The 14829-nt window shown below is 70.0% G+C and carries 12 protein-coding genes; 7 read left to right on the top strand and 5 right to left on the bottom strand.

Annotated elements, in window-relative coordinates; genetic code table 11:
• The first annotated feature begins 187 nt into the window (after positions 1–187).
• Complete coding sequence (glgX, locus tag ACLHRZ_RS10205; RefSeq protein WP_490417987.1) at positions 188–2314, top strand: glycogen debranching protein GlgX; 2127 nt, start codon at positions 188–190, stop codon at positions 2312–2314.
• A gap of 91 nt (positions 2315–2405) precedes the next feature.
• On the top strand, positions 2406–4814 hold the full coding sequence (treY, locus tag ACLHRZ_RS10200; protein ID WP_490417986.1) for a malto-oligosyltrehalose synthase: 2409 nt from the start codon (positions 2406–2408) through the stop codon (positions 4812–4814).
• Positions 4815–4820: 6 nt separating this feature from the next.
• On the opposite strand, the gene ACLHRZ_RS10195 is transcribed toward treY, so the two are convergent.
• A complete protein-coding gene (locus tag ACLHRZ_RS10195) occupies positions 4821–4997 on the bottom strand; it encodes a DUF397 domain-containing protein (RefSeq protein WP_490417985.1) in 177 nt (58 codons plus the stop codon).
• Positions 4994–5866: a helix-turn-helix domain-containing protein gene (locus ACLHRZ_RS10190; RefSeq protein WP_490417984.1), complete on the bottom strand. Its 873-nt coding sequence runs from the start codon at positions 5864–5866 to the stop codon at positions 4994–4996. The genes ACLHRZ_RS10195 and ACLHRZ_RS10190 overlap by 4 nt, the downstream gene beginning before the upstream one ends.
• A gap of 245 nt (positions 5867–6111) precedes the next feature.
• Here ACLHRZ_RS10190 and ACLHRZ_RS10185 point away from each other — a divergent pair, with 245 nt between their 5' ends.
• Positions 6112–6612 carry an NUDIX domain-containing protein gene (locus tag ACLHRZ_RS10185; protein ID WP_490417983.1) on the top strand — a complete coding sequence of 167 codons (501 nt, stop codon included), beginning with the start codon at positions 6112–6114 and terminating at the stop codon, positions 6610–6612.
• A gap of 12 nt (positions 6613–6624) precedes the next feature.
• On the opposite strand, the gene ACLHRZ_RS10180 is transcribed toward ACLHRZ_RS10185, so the two are convergent.
• The gene (locus ACLHRZ_RS10180) at positions 6625–6840 is read right to left on the bottom strand and encodes a hypothetical protein (RefSeq protein WP_490417982.1); all 216 of its coding nucleotides are present in this window, start codon (positions 6838–6840) and stop codon (positions 6625–6627) included.
• 192 nt (positions 6841–7032) lie between these two features.
• On the opposite strand from ACLHRZ_RS10180, the gene ACLHRZ_RS10175 reads away from it, so the two are divergent.
• Positions 7033–8559, top strand: coding sequence for an NsdA family TPR-like regulatory protein (locus ACLHRZ_RS10175; protein WP_490417981.1), 1527 nt, complete (start codon positions 7033–7035; stop codon positions 8557–8559).
• A gap of 20 nt (positions 8560–8579) precedes the next feature.
• Here ACLHRZ_RS10175 and ACLHRZ_RS10170 read toward each other — a convergent pair whose 3' ends face one another.
• Both ACLHRZ_RS10170 and ACLHRZ_RS10165 read right to left on the bottom strand, forming a co-directional pair.
• Entirely contained in the window at positions 8580–9404 is an 825-nt protein-coding gene (locus ACLHRZ_RS10170; protein ID WP_490417980.1) for a radical SAM/SPASM domain-containing protein, read from the bottom strand.
• 113 nt (positions 9405–9517) lie between these two features.
• Entirely contained in the window at positions 9518–10942 is a 1425-nt protein-coding gene (locus tag ACLHRZ_RS10165; protein WP_490417979.1) for a glycoside hydrolase family 18 protein, read from the bottom strand.
• 568 nt (positions 10943–11510) lie between these two features.
• Here ACLHRZ_RS10165 and ACLHRZ_RS10160 point away from each other — a divergent pair.
• From ACLHRZ_RS10160 to treZ, 3 genes are all read left to right on the top strand, one after another.
• Positions 11511–11930 (top strand): hypothetical protein, encoded by a 420-nt coding sequence (locus tag ACLHRZ_RS10160; protein WP_490417978.1) that lies wholly within the window; start codon positions 11511–11513, stop codon positions 11928–11930.
• A 123-nt stretch (positions 11931–12053) separates the two neighbouring features.
• The gene (locus ACLHRZ_RS10155; RefSeq protein ID WP_490417977.1) at positions 12054–12965 is read left to right on the top strand and encodes an SGNH/GDSL hydrolase family protein; all 912 of its coding nucleotides are present in this window, start codon (positions 12054–12056) and stop codon (positions 12963–12965) included.
• An 87-nt stretch (positions 12966–13052) separates the two neighbouring features.
• Positions 13053–14792, top strand: a complete 1740-nt coding sequence (gene treZ, locus ACLHRZ_RS10150; RefSeq protein ID WP_490417976.1) for a malto-oligosyltrehalose trehalohydrolase — start codon at positions 13053–13055, stop codon at positions 14790–14792.
• Positions 14793–14829 lie beyond the last annotated feature (37 nt).

Raw genomic sequence — 14829 nt, 5'->3', positions numbered from 1 at the left:
GCCAGTTGGTCCTCCGGTCGCCGTCCGGTCGTCCTCGGGGTTGCTGCTGTCACCCGCTTGGACGAGATCCGCCGCCCCGCCGGTTGCCCCCTGCGACCGCTCGTCCGCACCGTATGCACCGCCGGTGCTCCGTGAGCGCCGGTGTGAATGACCGGGAAGAGACCCTGCGAGGTGGAAGACTCCCCTCATGCAGGTGTGGCCTGGACAGGCGTACCCCCTCGGCGCCACGTACGACGGCGCCGGGACGAACTTCGCGGTGTTCTCCGAGGCTGCCGAGCGAGTCGAGTTGTGCCTGTTGCACGAGGACGGCTCCGAGACGGCGGTGGAACTGCGGGAGAGCGACGCCTTCGTGTGGCATGCGTACCTGCCCGGCATGATGCCCGGCCAGCGGTACGGCTTCCGCGTGCACGGCCCGTACGAGCCGGGGCGCGGGCAGCGCTGCAACTCCGCGAAGCTGCTGCTCGACCCGTACGCGAAGGCGGTCAGCGGCGCGGTGGACTGGGGCGAGGCGGTGTACGGCTATCCCTTCGGGCGCCCCGAGAAGCGCAATGACCTTGATTCCGCGCCCCACATGATGACGTCCGTGGTGGTCAATCCGTATTTCGACTGGGGCAACGACCGCCCGCCGCGCACCGACTACCACCGCACCGTCATCTACGAGGCCCACGTCAAGGGTCTGACGATGCTTCACCCGGCGCTGCCGGAGGAGATCCGCGGCACGTACGCGGGGCTCGCCCACCCGGCGCTCATCGAGCACCTGACGGAACTCGGCGTGACGGCGATCGAGCTGATGCCGGTCCATCAGTTCGTCAACGACCACCGACTGGTGGATGCGGAACTGGCCAACTACTGGGGCTACAACACCATCGGCTTCTTCGCCCCGCACAACGCCTACGCCTCCTGGGGCGACCGCGGTCAGCAAGTACTGGAGTTCAAGTCGGCGGTGCGGGCGCTGCACGCGGCGGGCATCGAGGTGATCCTCGACGTCGTCTACAACCACACGGCCGAGGGCAGCCATCTGGGGCCGACTCTCTCCTTCCGGGGCCTGGACAACGCCTCGTACTACCGTCTGGCGGACGACCCGCGGTACTACATGGACACCACCGGCACCGGCAACTCCCTGCTGATGCGCAGCCCGCACGTGCTGCAGCTCATCATGGACTCGCTGCGCTACTGGGTGACCGAGATGCGCGTGGACGGCTTCCGCTTCGACCTCGCCGCCACGCTGGCCCGGCAGTTCCACGAGGTGGACCGGCTGTCGTCGTTCTTCGACCTGGTGCAGCAGGATCCGGTCGTCAGCCAGGTGAAGCTGATCGCCGAGCCGTGGGACGTCGGCGAGGGCGGTTACCAGGTCGGCAACTTCCCGCCGCTGTGGACCGAATGGAACGGCAAGTTCCGGGACACCGTGCGGGACCTGTGGCGGGGCGAGCAGGCCACCCTGGCGGAGTTCGGCTCCCGGCTGACCGGTTCCTCCGACCTCTACCAGGGCGACGGGCGGCGGCCGCTGGCCTCCATCAACTTCGTCACCTGCCACGACGGTTTCACGTTGAACGACCTCGTCTCGTACCACCACAAGCGCAACGAGGCCAACGGCGAGGACAACCGCGACGGCGAGAGCCACAACCGCTCCTGGAACTGCGGCGTCGAGGGCGAGACGGACGACCCGGCCGTACTGGCCCTGCGCGAGCGCCAGATGCGCAACTTCATCGCCACGCTCATGGTGTCGCAGGGCGTGCCCATGCTCAGCCACGGCGACGAGTTCGCCCGCACCCAGCACGGCAACAACAACGCCTACTGCCAGGACAACGCGCTCTCCTGGCTGCACTGGCCGCACGCCGCCGAGGAGTCCTCGGCCCGGGCACGCCGGCTGCTGCACTTCACCCGCTCCCTGGTGTGGCTGCGCCGCGACCACCCGGTCTTCCGGCGCCGCCGCTTCTTCCACGGCCGTCCGATGCAGGGCACGCACGACGAGCTGTCCGACATCTCCTGGTTCACTCCGGACGGCAATGAAATGCGGGACAGCGATTGGCAGGCCGCCCATGCCAAGTCCCTGACCGTCTTCCTCAACGGCAGCGCCATCTCCGAACCCGGGCCGCGCGGCGAGCCGGTCGTCGACGACTCCTTCCTCCTCATGTTCAACGCGCACGAGGAACCGCTCGACTTCGCCGTCCCCGCCGACCACGGCCGCCAGTGGCAGGTGGTCGTCGACACGGCCCGCCCGGAGGGCGTCTCGACGGACGGCCCGAAGGTGGCGGCGGGCGAACACCTGACGGTGACGGACAGGAGCCTGGTGATCCTGCAGAGGCCGGCGTAAATACCGCGCCCCGAAGGGGCGCGGGGAACTGCGCGAGCAACCACGAACGACCCGCAGATAGCCACCACCCCGCAGCGGGTACGTACGCTGCATGCAGCGCAAAGCCTCAGGCGCAGCCGACACCTCACCGACGGCGACGTACCGCCTCCAGCTCCAGCCCCGCTTCCCCTTCGCCGCGGCCGAGCGCAGCGTCCCGCGCCTGGCCTCCCTCGGGGTGTCGCACCTGCACCTCTCCCCCGTCCTGGAGGCGCCCCCCGGCTCCACCCACGGCTACGACGTCACCGACCACTCGGCCGTCCGGGCCGAACTCGGCGGCGAGGACGGGCTGCGGGCCCTCGCCCGCACGGCACACGCCCACGGGCTCGGCCTGATCGCCGACATCGTGCCCAACCACATGGCCGTTCCCGTGCCCGAGCACCTCAACGGCCCGCTGTGGGAGGTTCTGCGGGACGGTCCGGCCTCGCCCTGCGCACGCTGGTTCGACATCGACTGGGCCGAGCACGGCGGCAAGGTCCTGCTGCCCGTCCTCGCCGGCCGGCTCGGCGACGAGCTCGCCCACTTCCGCACGGCGGACGGCGTCCTGCACTACCGCGACCACGTGTTCCCGCTGCGCCCCGGCACCGGGCAACTGCCGCTGCCCGAGCTGCTCGACGCCCAGTGGTACCGGCCCGCGTGGTGGCGGCTGGGTCGTACAGAGCTCAACTACCGGCGTTTCTTCACCGTCTCGACGCTCATAGCGGTACGGGTCGAGGACCCGGACGTCTTCGCCGCCACCCACAGCAAGCTGCTCCAGCTCATACGCGACGGCGTGCTCGACGGCCTCCGCATCGACCACCCCGACGGCCTCGCGGACCCGCACGGCTACCTGCACAGACTGCACAAGGCCACCGACCACGGCGGCCGGGCCCGGCCCCGCGCCTGGATCGTCGTCGAGAAGATCCTCAGCGGGGACGAACGCCTGCCCCCCGACTGGCCCGTCGCCGGCACCACCGGCTACGACGCCCTCCGCCACCTCGACGGCCTCTTCACCGACCCCCAGGGCGCCACCGAACTGGCCGCCGCCTACCGCACCTTCACCGGCCGCCCCGCCGACCAGGGCGGCGACTGGCCCGCCACGGTGCGCCGCGCCGCGTGCCGCGTCGTCACGCACGAACTGGCCGCCGAGGTCGAACGGCTCGTGCGGGCCGGCGTCCGCGTCTGCGAGGCCTCGCACGTCCTGCGCGACCACGCGCCGTGGGCCCTGCGGGCTGCACTGCGGGAGATCCTGGTACGGCTCCCGGTGTACCGGCCCTACGCCCTGCCGGGCGGCGCGTCGCCCGTCGCCCCGGTCGACTGGGCGATGCTGGACGAGGCCGCACAGGGCGCCCGTTCGGCCTTCGCCGTGCCGGAAGAGGCCGCGGTCGTGGAGATGGTGCGGGACGCGGCACTCGGGCGCCTGGGCGACGGCCCCGACCACCGGGACTTCTGCGCCCGCTTCGCCCAGACCGCCACCGCGCTGCGGGCCAAGTCCGTGGAGGACACGGCCTTCTACCGCTACGCACCGTTGCTGTCCGCAAACGAAGTGGGCGGCACGCCGGACCGCCCTGCGGTCGACCCTCCCGAATTCCACGCCTTCTGCGGACGGCTCCAGCGGGACTGGCCCTCGACGGGAACCGTGCTGTCCACGCACGACACCAAGCGGAGCGGGGACGTACGGGCGCGCATCGCCGCGCTGACCGAGTACCCGGAGCGGTGGGCCGAGCTCATGATCCGCCTGTGGGCGCGGTACCCCGCGCCGGACCCGCACGTGGCGTGGGTGGCCTGGCAGAGCGCGTTCGGTCTGGGCGCGGCGGACGCGGGCCGGCTGGGGCCGGCCATGCGGAAGGCAGTACGGGAGGCCGCACTGCTGACCACGTGGACGGAACCGGATGCCGCCTACGAAGCGGCAGTCGAGGCCTTTGTGACGGCCGGGCCCTGCGGGGTGCTGCACGAGGAGCTCGTGCAACTCGCGGACGAGACCTGGCCGTCGATCCGGGCCCACACGCTGGGAGCGGCGCTGCTGCACCTGACCATGCCGGGAGTGCCGGACCTGTACATGGGGACGGAGACGGTGTACCGGGCACTCGTCGACCCCGACAACCGGCGCCCCCCGGAGGCCTGCGGCCGCCCCGCCGTGGAGGGGCTGCCCGGCGAGAAACTCTGGCTCACGCGCGCGGCGTTGCGCCTGCGGCGCGCGCATCCGGAGTGGTTCGGTGCCGCGTCGACGTACGAACCGTTCACGGCCGTCGGGCCTGCGGCCGGCCACTGTGTCGCGTTCGGCCGCGCGGGCCACGTCGTTGCGGTCGCAACCCGGTTGCCTCGCCGGCTGGCCGGGGGCGGTGGCTGGCGGGACACGGCGCTCTCCCTCCCCGGGGGCGGGGCCTGGCGCGACGCGCTCAGCGGGCGCGCCCACCCCGCGGGACCGGTGCCCCTGACGGAGCTGTTGGCCGCGGGGCCGGTGGCGTTGCTGGTGCGGGAGTGAGGACGGTCAGCTGTTGCGGAGTTCGGCGATGAACGCCGTCCAGGCGGGGGCGGGGATGGCCAGACGGGGTGCGGGGTCCTTGGAGTCGCGTATGCCGATCCTTTCTGGCAGCACCGCGACCTCCACGCACGCGTCCCCTTTCTCGGTGCTGTAAGAGGACTTGAACCAGAAGGTTGTGTTCATGACTCCGTCTGCTCTCTTGCTAGTCGTTCCAAAAACGTTGGCGTCTCACCCGGCGCCAAGGCACCCGCGACCATGGCGTCAAACCTCCGGGTGTACTTCCAGACCTCGGTCTCCTTGTCCACCATGTTCACCGACTTGTGGTCGTCCGCCTGCACCGCCGGGGGAAGGGGAGGACCGAACTCCATCAGCGTGAAATTCCTGCTGGCACGGTATGTGGGAGTGGTCCAAGGCATGATCTGCACCGTCACGTTGTCGAGCTTCGCCAGCTCGGCGATCAGTGCGTACTGCTCACGCATAACGCCAGGGCCTCCGAAGACCTGCCGAAGTGCGCCCTCACTCATGATGACCCACAACTCCACAGGCTTCTCGGACCTGGTGATGATCTCCTTCCGCTCCATTCGGAGCTGGAGGTGGCGCTCCACGAACTCAGTCGTGGTTTCTTCGACCGGCTTGGCGGTTTCGAACATCGCTCGCGCGTACCCCTCCGACTGCAGCAGCCCGTAGACCACGCCTGGCTGCCAGCCCCGCATCCGCCGCGCGTCCCTCTCCATACCGACGAACGTCGCCATTCCCGAGGGCATCACGTTCCGATACGGGATCCACCAATCCCGACTCAGTGACTCCCGTTGGATCTGAACGAGGAACTCAACATCCTCCTCGTCCTCAAGTCCGTACCGCCCGCACAGATTCCGAAGGTCCTGGACCTTGTCCAGGCTCGTCAACCCGCGCTCGACCCGCCACAGCTTCGTCTCGCTGAAGCCCAGCCCCTCGACCGCCTGGGCGGGCGTCATCCCGGCGAGGTCCCGGAGCCGCCGGAGCTCCTTGCCGAGCTGCACCCTGCGAAGCGTCGGCCCTGTCTTCACTGCCATCCGTGAACCCTCCCGTGTCGGGCTCGGCGGCGTGGCTGCCCCCTGGGCACGTACTCGTACCCGCTGGCCGATACCCCTTGCCCGCCGCGCAAAAACCCGTGCCCTGCACGTCGAATATGCCACTTTCGGCGAGAGTGTCGCCGCGACTTGCAGACCAACTCTGGCAGCCAGCAGGCTGGTTGTGCGGCCGAATCGGGACCGTTCGGCAGCACGCCCCATCCCCCCACAACCCGAAAGGCGCCCCCATGCCCTCCCCTCGCATCCGTGCGCTGGCTCTCATTCTCAACGGTGACGGCAAGGTGCTGCTCGTCTCGCCGTACTGCAAGGGCAACGCTCCGGACACCGGACGGAACTTCCAACTGCCGGGCGGCACCGCGTGGGAGGACGAACCGGCATGGGAGGCGATGGTGCGCGAGGGCAAGCGGGCGACGGGGCTGGCCCTGACGCCCGTGCGGCTCGTACTGACCGACTTCACGCCGCGCGACCACCGTACGTGCGCGCCGACCGCGATCGACTTCGTCTACCAGACGCTGACGATCGCGGACGACACGGCCGTCCGCCTCGCGCACCCGAACAGCGGCCACGTCCCCGAGCTGGCTGCCTACAAGTGGCTCACACGGCACGACTTGCACTCGCACTGCACGACGTACCAGGCCCACAGAGTGGCCGCGGCCCTGTACGCCGCCCGCACCGGCACGTGCGCCGAACTCCACGCGGGGCGGCCGGCGTACGCGCACGCCGCCTGAGCGATAGCCGACTCAACAGCCGTCGCGTGGCTGTTCGGCACCTGGATCGGCAGCGGGCGAGGGTGGTCGGTACCATTCACGCCCGCTGCGAAGCACCCCCTCCGCGATCACACGCAGTAAGTCGATCAGTGCGATCCCGAGTGCCTCGGGAAAGCCCGCCGGGTTGAGCACCATCAGCACGGCGATGCTTGCCGCAGCCGCGATCAGCCCGATGCCGGCCCTGTTCATGTCCGTCTCCCTTCGTTGCCGTGGCGTCTTCAGGGTCGGCTCTGCGGGCCCGTCTCTGAACTCCGGCAGCCGGACGGTTTCTCCGCCTCCGGCACCGCGCTGACGTGCGTCTTTCCCGCAAGCCCGGGGCGCTTTCCCGCCCCTCCGGGGACGGAGTTCCGCGAGGCGCCGCACATGGCTACCGTACGAAGCGTGACCGGGGGAGCCGTGGTACGAGTACGCAAGGGAAAGCCCGGGTCCAAGCCCGAGCGGGAACAGCTGCGCCGCGAGCTCCTGGCGGAGGGGTGCGATCCGCGCCAGATCATGGAAGAGATGGTCCGGCGCTGGAATTTCCGCCCCCGCCAGGCGTGGCGGCATGCCCACGGAATGACACAGGACGAGGCGGCCGAGCGCTGCAATTCGCTGACCAAGGAAGGTGATTCGCTGCTGACGGGCAAGCGGATCAGCGAGTACGAGATATGGCCGCTGGGCGGTTCGCGTCCCGGCGTCCGCGCACTGTTCCGCCTCGGGCGCGTGTACAAGGTCGGCCCGATCGAGCTCACGGACCTGCTGGACCGGAAGAACTATCCCGTCGAGGAACTCGAACTGCTCCGGGCGGGCGGCGCTTCCGCCGCCCTGCGCCCGGTCGGATCGGCGGGTCCTGTCCGGAACCCCGTCGCCGTTCCCCGCAGAGGGTTCGAACCCCGTGTGCGCTCAAGGGAGATCAAGGAGGTGGCTGTCATGGCAGCAGCCCACGAATCCAGCGATCACGCCGCCCGGGCGGAGACCAGCAACATCGGCGCATCCGGTCTCGATACGCTGCGCGACGACGTGATCCGCTTGTCCCGCGAACTGGTCCATCAGGACCCGCTCCCGCTCTTCGGGCAGATGGTCGCCACCCGGGATCGCATCTACGGCGTTCTGGAAGGACATCAACGACCGCGGCAGTCGGCCGAGTTGTATTTCCTCGCCGCCGTGGTGTGCGGTCTGCTGGCCGACGTCAGCCACACGTTCGGGTACTACTCGGCCGCCCTTGAACAGACGCGTGCGGCCTGGGCCTACGCCGAGATCGTGGGGCACGATTCGCTGCGGGTCTGGTGCAGGGCGGCGCAGTCCTGGTACGCCTACCGCGACCAGCGGCCGCAGGCCGCGGCTGCGCTCGCCCGGTCCGGACAGCGGTTCGCCGGCCGGAACGAGGCGTCGAAGCAGCGGCTGTACTCGATGGAGGGTGCCGCGCTCGCCTCGATGGGTGACGTGGACGGTGCTCTGCGGGCCTTCCGGCTCGCCGAGGAGGCCCGGGAACGCCAGAGCGGGACGGACGACTTCTTCGACGAGGTGGGAGGAATCTTCACGGCCGACCGTGCGCGCCAGTATCACAATGCGGCGACCGGGATAATCTCCCTCGGCCGTGGTGAGGACGCGGCGTCCGCCGCCCGCTCTGCGATCCGGTTGTACGAGCAGGGCCCGGACAGCAGCCGGGACACCTCGCTGGAAGCGGGTGCACGCATCACCCTTGCCACGTCCTGTCTTCTGCGCAGGGACGTCGACGCGGCGCGGGAGGAACTGCGCCCCGTACTCGACCTGCCCGTGCACATGCGAAGTGACCACATGCGGGCCTTGCTTCTCGACTTCGCCAAATCACTGGCCTTGCCGGCCGTACGGGATTCGTCATTGGCGGGGGAACTGCGCTCCGCCGTCGAGGAGTTCCATATCCCGATGTTGCCGGGCGGCCTCCACTGAAGCCGAGGCCGAGGCCGGCTCTACGGTGCGCACTTGCTGTTGCCGCTATTGCCGCTGTTGCACTCGCTGCTCACTGCGCGCCGGCTGAACACGTCCCGCATTTCCGCCCGCACGTCGCCCAGTCTCCCGCCCCGCACGATGTCCCGGAGATGCTCGCTGCGTACGTTCCCCACGGGCAGCCAGCGGGCCATGGTGCACGGGAACACGTCGCCGCTCGGGGTGACGGCCAGCAGCTCGCGCGGACACCAGCCGCACAGGTCGGCGATCGAGGGCACCCTGCCGCCTGCTGCACGCCCCACGGCCTGCAGCGGGGCGACCCGGTCGTGACCGACCCCCAGGGTCTGCAGAGCCGCCCGGGCCGGTCCGGGATCCGGCGTGGCTGCGGAAGTCAGCACCAGACCGGTCAGCCGCACACCGAGGTCCGCGCCCTTGCGCAGGTTGGCAGAGGTACGGCGGTGGCTCCCCCGGCGCCGGGTCATCGCATCGTGAGGGCCGGGCCCGGCCGAGTAGTAGCTGACCGAGACGGAGACCCGGGCGTCGGTGAGCACCGGCCACAGTGCCTCCGGAACATGAACGAAATTGCTCACCACCCGTACCAGTAACCCGAGTTCGAGTGCCCGTCCGATGAATCGGGACAGCTGCGGATGCAGCAGTGGTTCCCCGCCGATGAACGTGACCGTCTGCACCCCGATCTCCGTGGCCTCGCACATCACGCGTAACCAGTCTTCGGTCTCCATCGCCCCATGGGTCCCGGCGGGTCCGCTGTCCGCGTAGCAGTGCACGCATGCCAACTGGCACTTCCCCGTGATTTCGAGCCACATGAGCGAGACCCGCTCGTCCGGCATGGTTTCCTCCTCACTCGCCAGCCCATTCCATGGCTCCACACGGGTCACATGAGCGCAAGAGCCGATAGGCCCCTGCCGCCGGGCGGCAGGGGCCCATGTGCCGGACCGGGGGATCAGCCTCCGTTCAGCCCGTTGAACGGGGGCTTCGTGCCCTGGAGTCCGGCATGGATCTGCTGCGAGAGCTCACCCGTCTTCAGGTCGTCGCCGTCGAGCGAGTACGCCATGACGCCGCCCAGCTTGAGCGTCTTGGCGTGGGCGGCCTTGCGGTAGACGAGGGTCGGGTCGTCGTAGGTCCAGAAGACGTGGTCCGTCTCGCTGTACCGCCAGGCGAAGCTGCAATTGGCCTTGTCCGGGCTGTAGTACACCTTGTAGCCGTCGCCGAGCTGGGCGATCACGCGGTAGTCGTTGACGCCGGCCTCGTACTTGCCGTCCGCCGGACCGGTCGCCGAGTTGTGCAGCCCGTCGGGGTGCCGCGTTCCCACACCCTTCCAGCCGCGGCTGTAGTACGGGATCCCGAAGGTCAGCTTCGACCGGACGTTTTCCCCCGCCGCCTTGATCCAGGCGTCGACCGCGGCCTCCACGGTGAGCCCGGTGGCCGGCGGGAGGAGGGCGGACTGCTGGTCGGTGGTGTTCTCCCACGCCCCGTGGAAGTCGTAGCCCTGGATGTTGCCGAAGTCGAGGCACTTCATGACCTCGGACGCGTCCCAGCCGGCCGCCATGATGCCCGGATCGGCGGGGAGGAATGCGGACAGCAGGTACTTCCCGCCGCGCGGCGGATAGTTCTTGAGCAGGTCGGGGTCGTCCAGCTGCTTACGGAACTCCTTCAGGAGCGCCACGAAATTCGCCTTGTCGTGCACCCGGTCGTACTTGTTCCCGGAAAGCCCCTTGTCGCACCCGGGCCATTCCCAGTCGATGTCGACGCCGTCGAAGATTCCCTTGGCCACGCCGGTGCCGCCGAACTGCTGCTTGAGGGTCGGGGGGTCCTGCGGATGCTGCCAGTCGGTCATCCAGATCTGTGTGGGCAGGTTCCCCTTGATGAAGAGGTCGATGCACGAGGAGACCAGGTCCTTCCGCCCCTGCTCGGTGGCCGCGGCCAGCGACCAGTTGCGGCTGTACGTCCAGCCGCCGAGCGAGACGAGGACCTTGAGCTGCTTGTGCTTGTCCTTGAGCTTCTTGAGCTGGTTGAAGTTGCCCATCAGCGCCTGCGCGCCCCAGCCCGGGTCGTCGGTCCCGATGGGCTCCTTGCCCGAGCCCTTGATGAACGGCGTGAGCCAGTCCGCGCCGGCATCCCCGGCATTGATGCCGTTGTCCGCATTCGGCGGGTTCGTCTGCTTGAGGGCCCTGACCTCCTCGAAACAGCGATACCCCGCGTACCCCTCGGGATATTCCGTGGACTTCGGCACATCACCCGACGTGATGTTCTCGAAGGCGTAGTTGAGGATGGTCAGCCGCTCCGCCGTGCCGTTGTCGTCGAGGGTTTTGAGGAACACCCCGCGGTCGTAGATCGACCATTGCGGAAAGTACCCGATGAATTCCATGCCGCCTCCTTGCGCATTCCGCTTCATTCGGCGCCCAACAGCGTTGCGTGCAGCATCGTTTCCCCAAAAGGTCGGCTTTGCGCCAGGGGGCATGGAACGGCCTTTACCCGCCGTCCGCCCGGCCGCCCGGCACCGGCCCGGTCACCGCAGGGGCCACTTGCGTGCCGGGCCGCCACGCACTCGCTTCTCCCTCAGCCCCAGCTGTTCGGCTGTGCGACATCAGGCACTCCCGTCAGGGTCATGCAATGGCCGAGCCACGGCCGCCCGCGCTCTCCCGGCATGCCCGACGGCACGGCCTCACGCTACGATCCGCCGCCTTTTGCCCCTCGGCCCGACGGCACGTCGGACGGCCGCCACACGTGCGGCCGGATGTGAACAGCGGGCACGGCGCGCACAACTGCCCCTGCGCCGCCCACTGCGCGGATGCGCCCGCATGTCTCGCCGGGGACGATGTGCGCAATCCGGGTGAACGTCGGGGCATGCCCCGCTCCTTCGTTCCCCCCGGACAGATACACATGGGGCCGCGCCCCCGTGGCGCCTCCCGATCCCCGGTTCCGGAAGGGTCCATGTGAAGCCTCTGCACTCCCTGGCCGCCGTCGCCCTGGCGGCGGGCACGCTGGCCGCGGTCGCGCCTGTCGCGCAGGCGAAGGACCTGCCGACCTATACCTGCACCGGCAAGCTCGCGCTGCACCATCAGGTCGACGAGCACAGCCCCTACTACGACACCATCGGCGATAACTGCAACGTCCCCAACAAGACCGAGAACGGTGAGAATTGGTCCTCGGGTGTCGAGCTGCTCGGCAATCACCTGGGCAAGGCCGAAGGGGACACGACGCACCCGTTCAAGCTCAAGGGTTCCGGGCGGACCGTACTGTGCGACATGCCCATGAGGCGGAACTCCCTGAACCAGGAGGTCTACGGGCACACCATCCGTGACCAGGGACGACAGTCGACCAACGCGTACTGCAAGCCCGTCAAGGGCAGGTGACGCCTGTCGGACGTCCTGAACCTGCCCGTATCGCACCCCCGTTGATTGACGCCTCCCTGCGTTGCACCCCACTGTCGTGCACCGCGAAGAACAAGAACTCCCGATTCAGCGCAGGAGGCGCACATGCAACGCCGGAACCGTGCCAGAACCCGATGGGCCCTCGCCGCCGCACTCGGCACCGCCATGACCCTGGGAGCGGGGGTCGTCACCCCCGCGTCCGCCACCCCTTCCGCTGCCGGCGAGCAATACGTCGCTCTCGGCGATTCCTTCACCTCCGGACCCCTCATCCCCCGCCAGGTCCACCTCAAGTGCGCCCGGTCCGACGCCAACTACCCTTCGCTGACCCGGGCAGCACTGGGCATCACGGACTTCACCGACGTCAGCTGCGGCGGCGCCACGACGGACGACATGTGGGAGCCGCAGTCCGGCACCGGCAACATCGCGCAGCTCGACGCCGTCGGCCCGGACACACGCCTGGTCACCATAGGCATCGGCGGCAACGACATCGGCTTCGGCGAGATCGTCATCAAGTGCTCGACCGCGTTGCACAAGCCCGTCCCCCGCGACAACCCCTGTGAGCAGTACTACACGCAAAGCGGTGCCGACGAGCTCCAGCGGCGTATCGACGCCACGGCCTCGAAGGTCGGCGACGTCCTCAAAGCCGTGCACCATCGGGCCCCGCACGCCCGCATCGCACTCGTCGGCTACCCGGTCGTGATCGGCGACGACACCGAGGGCTGCCGCCAGTCCCTGCGCGTCGCCGACGGCGACCAGCCCTACCTGCGCCGCACCTTGCACAGCCTCGACGCCATGCTGCACCGCGAGGCGGACACGCACGGCGCCCGCTACGTCGACACCACCGCCGTCAGCACCGGCCACGACGCCTGCCGGCCGTTCGCCGACCGCTACGTCGAAGGCCTCTTCACCCGGCCCGTCCGCCCGGCCTTCCCCGTCCACCCCAACGCCAACGGCGAACGGGCCATGGCCGATGCGGTGGTCGATGCGCTCCAGGACGGGTCCCGGGACCGGCGCTGACCAAGTCCTCGGCCGGACCCGCCCACGTAGTCACGTCGACAGTGGCACCATGAGCGGCACCGCCGTCGCCGTCGGAGGGAGCCGGTCGTGCTGTTCGAGGTGTGGGCGCCCAGGGCCCGGCGGCGTGTGACCCTGCACGTCGACGGTGCCGCGTACGCCATGGAGCCCGATCCCGTCCGTGCCGGCTGGTGGTGCTGTTCCGCGGCCGCCTCCGCCGGGAGCCGGTACGGATTCGCCCTGGACGGCGGTCCCGTGCTCCCCGACCCGCGGTCGCGGCGGCTGCCCGACGGGCCGGACGGGCTCGGCGCCGTGGTGGACGTCTCGCGGTTCGCCTGGCGGCAAGGGCGGTGGGCCGGGCGGCCGTTGACCGGGGCGGTGCTGTACGAGCTGCACGTCGGGACGTTCACCCGTGACGGCACCTTCGATTCCGCCGCCGAACTGCTCGGGCACCTCGCCGCGTTGGGGATCACGCACGTGGAGCTGATGCCGGTGTGCCCCTTCCCCGGCACGCACGGGTGGGGGTACGACGGCGTGGCGCCGTGGGCCGTCCACGAGCCCTACGGCGGGCCGGACGGGCTGGTGCGGTTCGTGGACGCCGCCCATGCGCACGGGCTGGGCGTCGTGCTCGACGTCGTGCACAACCACCTCGGCCCCTCCGGCAACCATCTGCCCTCCTTCGGGCCGTACTTCACCGAGACCCACCACACGCCGTGGGGTGCTGCCGTCAACCTCGACGCTCACGGCTCGGGCGAGGTCCGGGCGTACCTCGTGAACAGCGCCCTGGCGTGGCTGCGCGACTACCGGCTCGACGGGCTGCGCCTGGACGCCGTGCACGCGCTCGCCGACACCCGGCCCCGGCACTTCCTGGCCGAGCTGTCGGCCGCCGTGGAGGACCTGGCCCGGCGCCTCGGCCGGCCCCTCTTCGTCGTCGCCGAGTCCGACCTCAACGACCCGGTCACCACCGCGCCGCGCGCTTCCGGCGGCCACGGCATGCACGCCCAGTGGAACGACGACTTCCACCACGCCCTGCACACCGCCCTCACCGGCGAATCCCGGGGCTACTACGCCGACTTCGCCGCCGACCCGGCGCACGCGCTCGCCAAGACGCTGCGCGGGGGCTTCTTCCACGACGGTTCGTACTCGTCCTTCCGCGGCCGCCTGCACGGCCGCCCGCTCGACACCCGCACCGCCCCCGCGCACCGGCTGCTCGGCTACTCCCAGACCCACGACCAGATCGGCAACCGCGCCCTCGGCGACCGGCTCTCCGCCCGCCTCTCCCCCGGCCTGCTGGCCTGCGCGGCGACGCTGGTCCTCTGCGCCCCCTTCACGCCGATGCTGTTCATGGGCGAGGAGTGGGGTGCCCGTACGCCGTGGCAGTACTTCACCGACCACACGGATCCGGCCCTGGCGGAAGCCGTCCGCAAGGGGCGGCGGCGGGAGTTCGCCGCCCACGGGTGGGCGGAGGACGAGATCCCGGATCCCCAGGACCCGGCCACACGTGACCGTTCCTGCCTGGACTGGAGCGAGCCGGAGCGCAGTCCGCACGCGGAACTGCTCGCCTGGTACCGCCGGTTGATCGCACTGCGGCGCGGCACGCCGGAACTGACCGACCCGCACTGGGAGTACGATGCCCTCTCGGTGACCGGCCCCCGCCCGCTCGTCCATTTCCGGCGCGGCCCCTACGACGTCGTGGCCAACCTCGGCGACCGGCCGGCGGAGCCGACCGTGGCGGCACGCGAGGTCGTCACCTCGTGGCGGCCCGTCGACCCGCCCGGCGCGGACGGCACGCTGCGGCTGCCGCCGGAGACCGCCGCGGTGCTGCGCTGACCGGACTTGCACCCCGCCCCGAGGGGACGGACGCTGA

The sequence above is a fragment of the Streptomyces sp. AM25 genome (assembly GCF_058146165.1).
Note: the sequence above shows the minus strand (reverse complement) of the source record. Positions and strands in the feature narration are given on the sequence as shown.

Coding starts and splice junctions, on each gene's coding strand:
- glgX (WP_490417987.1), top strand. CDS start 188: ATGCAGGTGTGGCCTGGACAGGCGTACCCCCTCGGCGCCACGTACGAC.
- treY (WP_490417986.1), top strand. CDS start 2,406: ATGCAGCGCAAAGCCTCAGGCGCAGCCGACACCTCACCGACGGCGACG.
- ACLHRZ_RS10195 (WP_490417985.1), bottom strand. CDS start 4,997: ATGAACACAACCTTCTGGTTCAAGTCCTCTTACAGCACCGAGAAAGGG.
- ACLHRZ_RS10190 (WP_490417984.1), bottom strand. CDS start 5,866: ATGGCAGTGAAGACAGGGCCGACGCTTCGCAGGGTGCAGCTCGGCAAG.
- ACLHRZ_RS10185 (WP_490417983.1), top strand. CDS start 6,112: ATGCCCTCCCCTCGCATCCGTGCGCTGGCTCTCATTCTCAACGGTGAC.
- ACLHRZ_RS10180 (WP_490417982.1), bottom strand. CDS start 6,840: ATGAACAGGGCCGGCATCGGGCTGATCGCGGCTGCGGCAAGCATCGCC.
- ACLHRZ_RS10170 (WP_490417980.1), bottom strand. CDS start 9,404: ATGCCGGACGAGCGGGTCTCGCTCATGTGGCTCGAAATCACGGGGAAG.
- ACLHRZ_RS10165 (WP_490417979.1), bottom strand. CDS start 10,942: ATGGAATTCATCGGGTACTTTCCGCAATGGTCGATCTACGACCGCGGG.
- ACLHRZ_RS10155 (WP_490417977.1), top strand. CDS start 12,054: ATGCAACGCCGGAACCGTGCCAGAACCCGATGGGCCCTCGCCGCCGCA.